At 50.9% G+C, this 12,453-nt stretch carries 15 protein-coding genes; 1 reads left to right on the top strand and 14 read right to left on the bottom strand.

Features of this window, described 5'->3' with window-relative positions:
- Nucleotides 1-44 precede the first annotated feature (44 nt).
- The 14 genes from recO to HDT28_03050 form a co-directional block, all read right to left on the bottom strand.
- Nucleotides 45-680: a DNA repair protein RecO gene (recO, locus tag HDT28_03115; GenBank protein MBD5131572.1), complete on the bottom strand. Its 636-nt coding sequence runs from the start codon at nt 678-680 to the stop codon at nt 45-47.
- Nucleotides 681-1,165: 485 nt separating this feature from the next.
- Nucleotides 1,166-2,500, bottom strand: coding sequence for a GTPase Era (locus HDT28_03110; GenBank protein ID MBD5131571.1), 1,335 nt, complete (start codon nt 2,498-2,500; stop codon nt 1,166-1,168).
- Nucleotides 2,493-3,974, bottom strand: a complete 1,482-nt coding sequence (locus HDT28_03105) for an HDIG domain-containing protein (GenBank protein MBD5131570.1) — start codon at nt 3,972-3,974, stop codon at nt 2,493-2,495. Before HDT28_03105 ends, HDT28_03110 begins: the two co-directional genes overlap by 8 nt.
- Nucleotides 3,949-4,920, bottom strand: coding sequence for a PhoH family protein (locus HDT28_03100; protein MBD5131569.1), 972 nt, complete (start codon nt 4,918-4,920; stop codon nt 3,949-3,951). Before HDT28_03100 ends, HDT28_03105 begins: the two co-directional genes overlap by 26 nt.
- A 22-nt stretch (nt 4,921-4,942) precedes the next feature.
- Entirely contained in the window at nt 4,943-6,364 is a 1,422-nt protein-coding gene (locus HDT28_03095) for a hypothetical protein (protein MBD5131568.1), read from the bottom strand.
- Nucleotides 6,361-6,615, bottom strand: coding sequence for a hypothetical protein (locus HDT28_03090; protein MBD5131567.1), 255 nt, complete (start codon nt 6,613-6,615; stop codon nt 6,361-6,363). Before HDT28_03090 ends, HDT28_03095 begins: the two co-directional genes overlap by 4 nt.
- Before the next feature lie 106 nt (nt 6,616-6,721).
- Nucleotides 6,722-7,231, bottom strand: coding sequence for a hypothetical protein (locus tag HDT28_03085; GenBank protein MBD5131566.1), 510 nt, complete (start codon nt 7,229-7,231; stop codon nt 6,722-6,724).
- A 32-nt stretch (nt 7,232-7,263) separates the two neighbouring features.
- Nucleotides 7,264-8,061 carry a DNA-3-methyladenine glycosylase 2 family protein gene (locus HDT28_03080; protein ID MBD5131565.1) on the bottom strand — a complete coding sequence of 266 codons (798 nt, stop codon included), beginning with the start codon at nt 8,059-8,061 and terminating at the stop codon, nt 7,264-7,266.
- Between the two features lie 91 nt (nt 8,062-8,152).
- Nucleotides 8,153-8,431, bottom strand: a complete 279-nt coding sequence (gene rpmA, locus HDT28_03075; GenBank protein MBD5131564.1) for a 50S ribosomal protein L27 — start codon at nt 8,429-8,431, stop codon at nt 8,153-8,155.
- Nucleotides 8,432-8,434: 3 nt separating this feature from the next.
- Nucleotides 8,435-8,752, bottom strand: coding sequence for a ribosomal-processing cysteine protease Prp (locus tag HDT28_03070; protein MBD5131563.1), 318 nt, complete (start codon nt 8,750-8,752; stop codon nt 8,435-8,437).
- Nucleotides 8,749-9,051 carry a 50S ribosomal protein L21 gene (gene rplU, locus HDT28_03065; protein MBD5131562.1) on the bottom strand — a complete coding sequence of 101 codons (303 nt, stop codon included), beginning with the start codon at nt 9,049-9,051 and terminating at the stop codon, nt 8,749-8,751. The genes HDT28_03070 and rplU overlap by 4 nt, the downstream gene beginning before the upstream one ends.
- A 147-nt stretch (nt 9,052-9,198) precedes the next feature.
- Entirely contained in the window at nt 9,199-10,512 is a 1,314-nt protein-coding gene (locus HDT28_03060) for an aspartate kinase (GenBank protein MBD5131561.1), read from the bottom strand.
- Between the two features lie 189 nt (nt 10,513-10,701).
- Nucleotides 10,702-10,842: a hypothetical protein gene (locus HDT28_03055; GenBank protein MBD5131560.1), complete on the bottom strand. Its 141-nt coding sequence runs from the start codon at nt 10,840-10,842 to the stop codon at nt 10,702-10,704.
- 13 nt (nt 10,843-10,855) lie between these two features.
- The gene (locus tag HDT28_03050; protein MBD5131559.1) at nt 10,856-11,695 is read right to left on the bottom strand and encodes a TIGR00159 family protein; all 840 of its coding nucleotides are present in this window, start codon (nt 11,693-11,695) and stop codon (nt 10,856-10,858) included.
- Nucleotides 11,696-11,921: 226 nt separating this feature from the next.
- Between HDT28_03050 and HDT28_03045 the strand changes: the two genes are divergently transcribed.
- Complete coding sequence (locus HDT28_03045; protein ID MBD5131558.1) at nt 11,922-12,404, top strand: hypothetical protein; 483 nt, start codon at nt 11,922-11,924, stop codon at nt 12,402-12,404.
- Nucleotides 12,405-12,453 lie beyond the last annotated feature (49 nt).

The following is a 12,453-nucleotide window of genomic DNA, read 5'->3' as shown; positions in this document are numbered from 1 at the left end:
CTATTCTAAATAAACTAACAAATAATATATGTTTTCTTATGTAATCAATCGGCATATAGGTCGATTGAATCCACGCTCTTTAACCGCGTGTCGAAATTGCGTTCGAACTCGCCGCATACATATTTGAGAGCGCGACGGGATAAATCTTTATCGCCGAACTCGCCGTATCCGTGCTTTTGCGCATAACCTAATAACTGCACGGGAGTTTTCGGTTCGCCGTCGCAGCCGTAATTGCGATAAAACCCGCTGAATTCGAGAAGCTCGCACATATACGCCGCCGCCTGATAGTACGCGTCCTCACCTGCTTGCAAATGCTTAATGAGTTTTAAAAAACTCAAAAACACGTCGGTATGAGGTTCTTCGTCGTATATGGCGCACACCGTCGCTTCGGCGGCGACCGACGCGGCTGTGAATATTTTCAAGTCCGAGCACAACGAAAAGCCGTCCTGTATCAGGAGCGGTTCCACGGGAGTAAGGAACGTGCCGCGATTAGCCAATAACCGCGTGTCGAACACCGCGAATGCCTGAGCGAACGGCTTTAATTTTGCTTTTGCTTTTTTCACGCCGCGAAGATGGACCGTTTTCATACCGTTGTCGCAAGTCAAGACCTTTGCCAGCCTATCGTCGTCGCGGTAGTCGCTTATTTTAAGCACTATGCATTTATCGGTAAAGTCGGTCATTTTTCACAGCTCGTTTTTATTTATTTTACGGGTATTCATCCCCAGTAGACACATTTTTACGGGCAAATCGTGGTCTATACGCGCGAAGCGTCGTTTGCCGTACCGCCGAGGGTACGACGCGCTCCGTTTCGCACGTCTACCCTCGCGATTTGCCTCGTAAAAACGCTTCGCGCCCGAAACGGAGCTGTTTTTAGGCTATATCAAGGCAAACGAGCGAAGTTGTAGTGGAAACCTACCACGAGCGAGTTTAACGCAGATAGAGCCAAAAACAGCCCGTTATCGGGTGTGCCTATTGGGAGTTGAACACCCGCTATTCTTTACGCAAGCCCTCGTTATCAAGCCTGTCGCGCTCACGTATATACATTGAGTAGTAGCGCGGCTCGCCCGTCGCACAGAATAACTCCCAAAAGTAACGTTCTTGCTTTTCCATGATTGTTTCCTCCGTTACAATTAGATTGGCTTAACGAAGAAACGATTATGCAAGATCAATACCCTATATCTTTTAGTATGTCGCTTCGGTCGCGCCAGCCTGGGCGAACCTTGACGAACAGTTCGAGATAGACCGAGCAATCGATAAGCTTTTCTATATCTCGACGCGCCGACTGCCCGATTCTTTTTATCATTTCCCCGCCGTCGCCTATAACTATTTGCTTATGCGATTGCTTATCGACGATAACGTCGCACGAAATATGTACGGGCGTGCTGTCCTCGTCAACCTTTCTTACGCTCACGCCCACGCCGTGCGGTATCTCGTCCTGCAAAAACAGTAACGCTTTTTCGCGCACGGTCTCGGCGATTAGGAACTTTATCGGGCGATCGGTGAACTCGTCCTCGGGGAATAAGAATCCGCCGTCCTTGCACTCGTCAAGAAGCGCGTTCTTTAAAAGTTCTATATTATTGCCGTTACGGCAGCTCGTAGGGATAACGTCCTTTATCGATCTGCCCGTGCTTTGCGACATTAACGGGTTTAGCTTTTCGAGTATGGGATACACGCCCGCATAGCCTTTTAGGTCGGTTTTATTAACCGCAACGCACAGCGGCGCGCGGCATTTGAGCCGCTCGGTAATGAGCTTTTCGTCGGCTTCGGTAAGCCCCTTGGTGCTGTCGAGCACTACGAGCACTACGTCCGCGTCGCCCGCGAGCGAGCTTTTTATGCTCTTATCCATGTGCTCGTCAAGCTTGGTACGCGGCTTGAACATTCCGGGGGTATCCAGGAAAACAATTTGCCTTGCGCCCTCGGTGTAGATGCCCGTTATCCTGTCGCGCGTGGTTTGCGGCTTAGGCGAAACAATAGACACCTTTTCGCCCACTATTGCGTTGACGATAGAGGACTTGCCCGCGTTCGGTCTGCCTACTACGGCAACGACGACCGACTTGTCCTGTTCGGCGAGCACCTGCTCCTCGACCTCGCGCATTTTCTTTTTGTCGGGCTCCGTCATGTGGTCGTAGCCCAAAAGGTGGAGCATACCGTGAACGAACAGATAGAAAATCTCGCGGTCGCCCGTGCCGAACTCCTCGGCTTGGCGTTTCACCGCGTCCTCGTTTATCGCTATCTCGCCGAGCACGACCGCTCTTTGCTTTGTGTCGTAATCGTTGGGATAGTTCGCTTGCGTAAAGTCGGTTATCTTATCGAGCGCGGGATAGCTCAAAACGTCGGTCGTGGCGTCCTTGCCGCGCGTTTCGCGGTTGAGCGTTTGCATTTCCGCGTCGTCGATAATTTCGATATCGACGGTTGCGTTCCCCTTTAATTTAAGCGTGTGGAAGATTATTCCCGCAAGGCGGTTGAAGCCCTGTCGAACGTCGCCCGTAAGTCTAAACATGAGCGCCCCCGCTGTTCTTGCCGTTGTTGTACTTGATGCGCTTGTGGTACAGACCGCCGTACGCGCCGACTATCGCCTCGCGTATCGCGGTGAGGTCTTTCATAGTGATAGCGCAGTTATCGAACTGACCGAGTTTGAGCCGCTCGTCGATCATGCTTCTAAGCAGTTTATCCACCTTGTCGCCCGTGGGGTTGTCCATGGCGCGTATCGCCGCTTCCGCACTGTCGCAGATCATGATTATCGCGCCGATCTTGCCTGTGGGAATTTCGCCGTAGTAGCGATATTCGTCCATATCGACGTCGCCGTCGGTGAGCGATTTGGCTTTATTGTAGAAATACATAATGGGCTGCGTGCCGTGATGCTCTATCGCAACGCGCGCGACTTCCTCGGGAATACGGAACTGCTTGCACAGCTCGTACCCGTCGACCGTGTGATTGCGAATGATCTCGGCGGATACTTCGGGAAGTATCTCGTCGTGCGGGTTGTAGCCCGCTTGGTTCTCGGTGAAATACTCTACGTTATTGAGCTTACCCACGTCGTGGTAGTACGCGCAGGCACGGGCAAGATAGGGGTCTTCGCCCACCGCTTCGGCGCAAATCTCGGCGAAGTTGGCTACCGCCAAGCAGTGGTTGAACGTGCCGGGCGCTTCCTCGGCGAGCCGTTTGATAAGCGGAGCTTTATGGTTTGTGAGCTCCATAAGGCGGAAGTCGCTCGTTAGATTGAATATCCATTCGACGACGGGAACGAGAACGACGGAGAGCAAAAGCTCGCCCGCTACCGATACGCCGATATACATTATGTTATCGATAAACGGCGCAAACGACAGCTGATAAGTGGACAGCAATACGAAGTATACGGCAACCGTCGATACGCACGCGACGAACGAGCGCAAAATAGCGCCGACGCGCGTCATGTTGTTGGGGAAGGTATACGTTGCGACCGCGCCGCAGATCATGCCGGCAAGTAGCGTGAACGCGACCGCCGGGAACTGGCTTATTTCGAGCGTTGCAATAAGCACGAACGACGATATCCAGCACGAGAACGCGTTGAGCACGAACGCGTCGCTCTTTTTGGAGAACGGGAGCACGAGCATTGCGGTAAGCGCCACGCAAATCAAGTACGGGCTGAACGCAATGAGAACGATATTCACGACGACGACGAAGGTGAACACCGTCATGAGCGCGCCCGCGCGTTTAAGCGAGAACAGCAATTCCCTGCGCGACAAAACTATATAGATATACAGCGCAATCAAAAAGAACGCGAATACGAACACGTACAGCGTGTACGCTTCCGCCTCGTTTATACCGAGTATGCCCTCGCCCGTCGAAACGAAGTGAACGAACAATACGAGCGCTATGTAGATCGCCGCAAACACCACGGCGAAAATACCCGCAAGCCAAAAGTACGCGCTCTTGGGCGGGGCGTAAGCGTTTTGCTTATGCGTTATTTCATTCTGTTTTTCCGCGTCTGCCATTTTCTTTCCTCTTGGTATTGTTTGTGTGATAGGTTGCGTAAGCCTTGACTATGCGCATTACAAGCCCGTGCCGAACGACGTCGGCTTCGCCCAAACGAACGAACTTTATGCCGTCTACGTTTTTAAGCACTTCCTCGGCTTGGATAAGCCCCGATTGCTCGCCGCGCAGGTCGATCTGCGTTATATCGCCCGTCACGATTGCGCGACTGCCCTCGCCGAACCTTGTCAAAAACATTTGCATTTGCTCGGGCGTGGTGTTTTGCGCCTCGTCCAGTATAATAAACGCGTGCGACAAAGTGCGACCGCGCATATACGCAAGCGGCGCGACCTCGACCGTACCGCGTTCTATAAGCTTGGTGTAGTCCGCGCCGAACATTTCGCCGAGCGCGTCGTACAGCGGTTTTAAATACGGATCGACCTTCATTTGAAGATCGCCAGGCAGAAAGCCCAGTTTTTCGCCCGCTTCGATCGCGGGACGGGTAAGCACTATTCTGTCGACCAAGCCTTTCTTAACGGCGTTTGCCGCCATCGCAACCGCAAGATACGTTTTGCCCGTGCCCGCGGGACCTATGGCAAACGTAAGTAGATTAGAATTGACGCTATCGAAAAACTGCTTTTGATTGAGCGTTTTGGCGTAAATTTTTTGACCGTGCGCGTTTACGCAAATCGGCTGAGCAGTAAGCTCCTCCACGCCGTTTATATCGGTATTCAAAACGTCGAAATATCTGCGAACGGTATCGGGGTCGATATGCTCGCCGCGCCGCACGGCAAATACGAGCTTATCGAGTAACAGCTCGGCAAGCTCGGTGTTTTTGCCCGAGATCTCGACAGCGTCGGGCGCGGTACGGACGGTCACGCCGCACAGCTCCTCGACCACCTTTATATTGGCGTCGAACGCGCCGAATACAGCTCTTAATTCGTCGTTTTGAAAAGTCTTTTTCAAAATGTCTTTGGTTTTCTCCAAATGATTATTTTTGTTCGTCGGGCGGCGACTCTAACGGCGGCGGATCGGTCGCCGTGGATATAAGCGTTTCTCCGCTCAAAAACACGTGAACGGTATACAGCCCCGCGAACCGCTCGGTGACGGTGTACTTATAATCGAAGTCGCCAACGAATCTGAGCTCGTCGATCTTGGACCGAGCAAAAGTTTCGGCTACCTCGTTTATATCGAGCGTTACCTCTTGCGGCGCGGTTTCGTAGTAGTCGTAGGTCGTAACGTACAACGGCAGTAACACGTCATAGTTTGCCGTGTGCGACGAAGTTTCATACGAAGCGTACGGCGACGACGATTTACCGACAGGCCGCCCGAACAGGTTGAATACCGTACGGCGTTTATGCTCGCCCGTGCGCTCGTACCGAACGGCAACGGTCGACACGTCCGCGCTGAACGTAAGCGATACCGTGCCGTATATATCGGCGTCGCAAGCTTTGGTGTACAGCAGCTCGCCCGTCGTGCCGAAAACCTCGCCGCGCGCGAGAAGCTCGCCCTTGCCCACTATATCGCCGCGCTTGACGAGCGACGTTCCGCTACGCATGACGACGCGCGTTACCGTGGCATCGTACAAGGACGCGTACGCGGGCGCGGTGGTGTGCACTGTATAATCGGTCGCTTCGAGCACCCTAACTTTAAGCGTAGTGCCGACTACCTCGCAAGAACAATCGACTACGCCGTTCATGTCTTGCAACGACGCCGTTACAAGCTCGTCCACGCCCGACTTTTTACTGCCGAGCGACACGCCACCGTCCTTAAGCGCGCTGAGTATCGCACTGTCCGACAGCTTGTCGTTGCCTATGACTTCCACCCGCCAAACGTATCCGTATGCAATGTGCAAGCATACCGCCGAAGCGATCGCACCGAGCAACAGCCCTAAGCGTGCGACGGCGAAAGAGCATAACCGCCCCACTCCGTACGTCGCGCCTATTCGGTAATTATAGCACATTTCCTGTAAAATTGCAATAACTTTCTTACTGTCTTTTTTCGAGATTTCAAACAGCGTAAATCCACCGCGCTCGCGCATATTACAGCACTTAATATTCATGGACGACAGCTTAGCCGTTATTGACGCGCGGTCGCCCTTTACCTCGAACATAACGCGCGGCATAAACCCGTGGTTATCGTAATCGAAACCGTGCTTATCGTTTTTTAGTTTGCCGAATATTTTAGAGTAAAACGCCTTTCTTTTTTTAAGCCTTGCGTTGTACTTTTTTATACGCGCGGCGCGTTCCTTTTCCTTTATTGCGGTGCGTTCTTTTTGCCGCGCTTGCTTTATGGTTTTTGCTCGCGCCTTCTCGTCGGCTTTGCGCTTTTTCTCGGCTTCGCGCTCGGCTTTTTCGCGTGCGGCGCGCGACCTATCCTCAGCGGTAGTTTCAGGCGGGTTCTTTTTCTTCATAGATCGTTCACCGTAAAGCCGTTTATTTTGCCCGTGATCGCCGCGCAATCGCCGTCGAGCTCCTTGATAGCAAGGTTTTCGCCCGTAACGTGAACGAGCGCGCCCGATACCTTGAAAATCATTTCGGTCTTGTCTATGCGTATGGGGCGTGCGCCCTCTATGTAAAAGGCTTCACGACCGAAAAGCGCCGCTTGGAATTTGAGTTCGGCGACGCTATTGAATATTCTCGACGTCTGTTCGATAAAGCTCATTTGTCTTAATCTATGAGGAAAACAGATTCGATAGAACTTATTTCAAATCGGGAATTGCGAATTAAAAAAGCGGCTGTACCGACCTATGCGGCACAACCGCCTTTGTTTACTGATTATCACTATCCTCGGTTTCTTCGACCATGATCTTATCGGGCGTTATTTTGGTTATACGCACTCTTTGACCGAGCGCGATAGGCTGTTCACTCGATACGACGAGGTTTACGTCGTTTATAGTAACGTTACCCGTAAGGTCTATCGGCGTTATCGCAACGCCTATGCTACCTACAAGCGAATTGTATTTACGACTACGCTCGCCCGCTTTTTCTATACGCGCCACGCTCAGCCAGCCGCGCTTATGAGTAAACAGCGACACCACGTGAACGGCGAACATTAGCAAACAGGTAGTAAGCACGAAGATGAACGCTTCGCCCGCCGAGCCGTATATCATACGAGTAATGAACGCAGACGATAACAACCCCAGTCCCAAGCCGTACGCCACGCCGTGCATGGGCTGAAAGAACTCCACGCAAAACAGCACAAACCCGGTTATCCACAGGCAAACCGTGAGCATGGTCATCGATTCGAATAAAGCGACAAAGCTATCTATGGGTGACATGATTTCTCCAATCGGGAATGTTTAAACTGCTTTTATTTTTTAAGAATGGCATTGTAGTAGTAAATCACCTGCTGCGCGTAGCCCGCGTATGCGCCGTACCTATCCATGAGCCTTACGCGCACCTGAGCCTCGCTCTCATTGCCGATACGCTGAGTTTTGAGTATCCACGTATCTACCGGGAAAACTTCGAGCCTGCCGAGCGCGAACAGCATAACGCAGTCTGCGATCTTAGGACCGACGCCAGACAGAGACACGAGCATTTTTTGCGCGTCCACGGTGCGCGCCGAGTACAAGCGGTTGAGTATATCGGTCGTGGCGCAGGTGACGGCGGTGTTATGTATATACTTGGAGCGGAAGCCGCAGCCGATAGCGTCGAGCTCTCTTACGGGCAGGTCCGCGAGCTGTTGCGGCGTGGGAAACTCGTTGCCGAAAATATCGCACAAACGGTTGATGATCGATTTTATGCGCGGGATATTGTTGTTAGCCGAAATAATGAACGAAATTATCGTTTCGAACAGCGGCTGATGCAATATTCTGAGCGCGCCACAGCAATTGAGCGGTTCTTTAAGCTCGGGAAAACGCGCAAGCTCGCGCTTGGCACGGTTTACGTCGCGATCGAGATTAAAAAAGTTGACGAAATAATCGACGGACGAGGTTTCAATAATAACGCTGTCCCCAGAATCGTGTATACTGCACGTATGCGCGCCCGACTTGACTTTATAACCTTCCGCCGTTTTTTCGAACCTGAAAATTTGCCCACATTCAAGCGTAGCCTTTACGTCGAGCTCACTCGCCTTTACTATTATCCGTCCCTGTTCGGTCTTGTACATTTTTTGACCTCTTGCTACGAAAAAAGGGCATATAATATCATAGCCCTTTTAACATCATTGTTGTATTTCCGATTATGTGTCTAAAGACAATTTACTGCGCTACGGGATAAACGCTTACCTGTTTGCGGTTCTTCTTGTCCTCGAACTTGACTTTGCCGTCGACAAGCGCAAACAACGTATCGTCGCCGCCGCGACCTACGTTCTCGCCGGGATGGACCTTAGTGCCGCGCTGACGGATAAGGATATTGCCCGCCAATACGAACTGACCGTCCGAACGTTTTACGCCGAGGCGCTGCGCATTACTGTCTCTGCCGTTCTTGGTAGAACCGCCGCCCTTTTTGTGAGCGAATAACTGAATATTAATAAACATAGTTTATGCTTCCTCCAATTTGAGATTTTGCGGATAACCGCTGACTAAGTCGCGTAATCCAACGCACATGGCGCGTATGATTACGTCTATATCGTGCTTGTCTTGAACCTGCGGCACGTCGAACTCGAATAAACCCGTTTTATCATCGCGCTTAAACCTAAGCTCGCTCGTTATATCGGCTATCGCGAGATATGCAGTCTGCACCAACGTGGATACCGCCGCGCAAAGAATATCTTGACCGTGTTCGCCTAACCCGCTGTGTCCGCTCGCACGAACCTTTACTACACTGCCGCTTTCTCTAAACAGCGTAACGGTTATCATGCAATACCGTCGATTTTAATGCGCGTGTAGTTTTGACGGTGACCTTGTTTTTTGCGTACGTTCTTTTTAGCTTTGTACTTGAAAACAACAACCTTAGGCGCCTTGATCTGTTTGAGCACGGTAGCGGTGACCGTCTTGCCTTCCGCTTCCTTGCCCGCGACGACGGTTTCACCCTCGCCCGTCATGAGCACTTTAAGGTTGACGGTAGCGCCCTCCTCAGCGTTCAAACGCTCTACGTCGAGAACGTCGCCTACGCTGACGCGGTACTGCCTGCCGCCCGTTTCGATAATCGCAAACATAGTATAACCTCCGTTTAGTATTCGCCGTCGGGGTTTAGGACAAGCCTAATTAAAAACCCTTTTCGTGCGGTTCGTAAAAAATTATACCATATTGCAATACCCTTGTCAAGCAAATATAATGCGTAATTCTTAATTGCGCATATAATATTATACTTCAAATTCACCATTTAAAGCGCGTAATGCCCTGCCGAAATCTTCGTCTGACACGCCCAATATAATATTGATCTCGCTCGCGCCTTGGTCTATCATTCTGATGTTAATATCGGCGTTAGACAGTCTGTTTATTGCGCGCGCGGCGGTACCGGGACGCGACTTCATGCCGTGACCGACAATTGCGATGAGCGCGACGTCGGTAGTGAGTGAGATATGATCGGGCTTTACCTCGGCTTTGATCGCTTCTATGAGCGCGTTGACGGTAGGCCTATCCACCGCTGAGAAAACGACGGTTATCGTATCTATGCCCGTCGGGATATGCTCGACGGAAACGTTGAACCTTTCGAAACAACTGAGCACACGCCGCATGAACCCAACCTCGGCGTTCATCATGGACTTGTCGAGGTGGAGTGAAAAGAAATGCTGCTTACCCGCTATGGCGGTTATCGGCATCTTTTTTGCGCGCGTATACTTTCCGCTCAAAAACTCCTCCGTTGGCACTATCTTAGTTCCCGTGGCGTTCGGGTTGAACGTGTTCAGTATATGTATCGGTATGTTCGCTGCGCGTACGGGGAATATGCTTTCGGGGTGCAAAACGTTCGCACCCATGTACGCAAGCTCGCGTAGCTCTTTATATGTGATAACGTCTATAACCGATGCGTGCGGAACGTTGCGCGGATCGCAGGTCATGAACCCGTCCACGTCCGTAAAGTTCTCGTACACAGATGCCCCGATAGCACGTGCAACGATCGCGCCGCTCACGTCGGAGCCTCCGCGCGAGAACGTTACCACACTGCCCGTCTGGTTCGCACCGTAAAAACCCGGTATGACCGCCGCGCGCTTACCTTTAAGCGCAAGACGGCACACCGTATCGGTGTACGCGTCGTCATATGTCGTACCACTGAACTTGATTAGCTCGGTGGCGTCCACAAACTCGTAATCGAGAAGCGCCGCCAAGATCTTGGCGCTGAGGTACTCGCCACGCGAGACTATATATTCGCGCGTGCCCGACGACAGATTAGACGAAATCTCGTCAAGCTCGGCTTTGAGAAAACCGTTCAGCAGTCCGCAGCCATTAACAATGCGCTCGAACCGCTCACGAACAGGCGCAAAAGCGTCTACCCTGTCAAGCGGCGCGGTATCGTACACCGATACGAGCATATCGGTTACTTTATCATCGCCGTTCGCTTTGCCGGGCGCAGACACGACGACGAACCGCCGTTCCGAGTCCTTTTTGATTATGTCCGCAACGCGAAGAATACTCTCCGCAGTAGACATGGATGTTCCGCCGAATTTGACCGCTTTCATCTACCGTAGCTCCGTATATTATATATTCGCCTTTGCGAATGAGAGTGATTTTAATTAATTAAGAATTATTGACCCCTTCGGGGTGATTGATTTTATTCTTTTTAATTCCTAATTACTAATTCAAAAATAAAGCACTCGTATGTCAGTTCGAGTGCTTAAAGGACCTATAATGCTTTCGGCATGCCGCAATTACAGCAACCCTGCCGAGAGCACCCATATTACAATGGCCGCGCCCAACGCAAACAGCTTCCACCCGATATTGTGTACGAATATTTTTTTGAAAACCGAAGGCTTCTTTTCGGGTTCTTTCTTTTCTTGATTATCTTTCATGATCGACACCTCGTTAATTCTTGTGCTTGCGCTTGCCCTTGCCTGCGGGCGTTGCTTGCAAGCCGTAGGTTTGTTCAAGCTTGTCTGTGAGCATTTGCGGATCGTAGTAGCGCGACAGCTCGCCGTGCTGCGCTATCGAAATAACGCCCGTTTCCTCCGAGCAAATGACAGTGAGCACGTTGTAGTTTTCGCTCACGCCTATTCCCGCACGGTGACGCGTCCCGAGCTCTTTGTCAATAGAATTGGACTGCGAGAGCGGAAGGAAGCACCCCGCCGCCACGATACGGTTGCCGCGGACGAATACCGCGCCGTCGTGAAGCGGACCTTTGGTATTAAAAATACTCTCTAACAGCGCGCACGACAGCACCGCGTCGAGCTTGGTACCCGAGTCTATAATATGCTCGGGCATATTCTGGTTGGATATGATTATAAGCGCGCCTACGTTCTTTTTGGACATATTCTGCGCGGCGCGAACTATATCGTTGATACAAGCGTGAAGCTCCTCGTCCGAAACGTCGTAAGCCGTGGTATACGCCTCGTGCGTGTCGCGCGGCGAAGCGAGTTTAAGCAGTCCGCGCTTTGTTTCCGCAGGAAAAAGCAGCAGCACCAACGCAATCACTATTATTATACTGTACCTGAATATGGAGCCCAAAACGGTAAGCCCGACGAGCTCGGACGAAAGCACTATGCCGACGACGACGAACGCAAGAATAAAAAACGTTAGCCGTTTCGCATTGTTCTTTTGCAAAAAGACGATCAACCCGTAAATAAGCAGTGCGGTCAAGACGATATCTATCGCGCACGCCCACGGCTTATCAACCATCTTATCATATACGGTTTGCAGAAAATCCATAGCCAAGCACCCAAAAATATTACTTTGCTATTCTATTATATAACAAACTTATTTTCTTTTCAATTGTTTTGAACAAGATTTCGGGTATTTTTTGATTTTTTATACCCGATAACTAATATTATGTGATATAAATTGCATATTAATTTCAAAAACCGCTTGATTTTTTTGTAAATATGCTATATACTATATAGGAATATTCTCATACCATTGGGTATTCGAGGTTTATATGGCAAAGAAAGACAAAACCAAACCCGAAGCCGCAGCACCCGCCGCGGACAAAAAGGGCAAGGAAAAGAAAGACAAAAAGAATAAGAAAGGCGCGGCGCCCGACGCCGCGGCAAGCGGAGCTACCTCTCAGGGCGGCACGACCGTAAACGGCGTACAGACCACCACTACAACTACGACGGAGATGACGCTTGCCAATATGTCGCCCGAGCAAATGACCGCGGCGCAGATTGAGCAAGCCATCAAGGAAAGCAACGATCCCAATAACCGTCTTAAAAAACTGCGCAACCCCATTAACGTGCGCAGCTGTTTGTTGAACGTGCTTATACTCATCGTGGCGACGCTTGCGGTAGTTATTCTCTGGTGCTTCCTCGTCGTAGATAAATTCAACTTCGTGACCGTCATGTCTGACATGATGTACAAGTTCGGTATTACTCAGTTCTTTACAAACATGGGTACGACGATAAGCGGTTGGTTCAGCTGATAAACCAAAACAAAAAATAAGGCGTTACACTATGATCGGTGTAACGCCT

It is taken from the genome of Clostridiales bacterium, from assembly GCA_014799665.1.
Classification (GTDB): domain Bacteria; phylum Bacillota; class Clostridia; order Christensenellales; family Pumilibacteraceae; genus Anaerocaecibacter.
This window is presented reverse-complemented; position numbering and strand designations above follow the sequence as displayed.

What these genes read in the sequence shown, in the direction of transcription:
- recO (MBD5131572.1), bottom strand. Translation starts at nt 680, where the DNA reads ATGACCGACTTTACCGATAAATGCATAGTGCTTAAAATAAGCGACTAC.
- HDT28_03110 (MBD5131571.1), bottom strand. Translation starts at nt 2,500, where the DNA reads ATGTTTAGACTTACGGGCGACGTTCGACAGGGCTTCAACCGCCTTGCG.
- HDT28_03105 (MBD5131570.1), bottom strand. Translation starts at nt 3,974, where the DNA reads ATGGCAGACGCGGAAAAACAGAATGAAATAACGCATAAGCAAAACGCT.
- HDT28_03095 (MBD5131568.1), bottom strand. Translation starts at nt 6,364, where the DNA reads ATGAAGAAAAAGAACCCGCCTGAAACTACCGCTGAGGATAGGTCGCGC.
- HDT28_03090 (MBD5131567.1), bottom strand. Translation starts at nt 6,615, where the DNA reads ATGAGCTTTATCGAACAGACGTCGAGAATATTCAATAGCGTCGCCGAA.
- HDT28_03085 (MBD5131566.1), bottom strand. Translation starts at nt 7,231, where the DNA reads ATGTCACCCATAGATAGCTTTGTCGCTTTATTCGAATCGATGACCATG.
- HDT28_03080 (MBD5131565.1), bottom strand. Translation starts at nt 8,061, where the DNA reads ATGTACAAGACCGAACAGGGACGGATAATAGTAAAGGCGAGTGAGCTC.
- rpmA (MBD5131564.1), bottom strand. Translation starts at nt 8,431, where the DNA reads ATGTTTATTAATATTCAGTTATTCGCTCACAAAAAGGGCGGCGGTTCT.
- HDT28_03070 (MBD5131563.1), bottom strand. Translation starts at nt 8,752, where the DNA reads ATGATAACCGTTACGCTGTTTAGAGAAAGCGGCAGTGTAGTAAAGGTT.
- rplU (MBD5131562.1), bottom strand. Translation starts at nt 9,051, where the DNA reads ATGTTTGCGATTATCGAAACGGGCGGCAGGCAGTACCGCGTCAGCGTA.
- HDT28_03060 (MBD5131561.1), bottom strand. Translation starts at nt 10,512, where the DNA reads ATGAAAGCGGTCAAATTCGGCGGAACATCCATGTCTACTGCGGAGAGT.
- HDT28_03055 (MBD5131560.1), bottom strand. Translation starts at nt 10,842, where the DNA reads ATGAAAGATAATCAAGAAAAGAAAGAACCCGAAAAGAAGCCTTCGGTT.
- HDT28_03050 (MBD5131559.1), bottom strand. Translation starts at nt 11,695, where the DNA reads ATGGATTTTCTGCAAACCGTATATGATAAGATGGTTGATAAGCCGTGG.
- HDT28_03045 (MBD5131558.1), top strand. Translation starts at nt 11,922, where the DNA reads ATGGCAAAGAAAGACAAAACCAAACCCGAAGCCGCAGCACCCGCCGCG.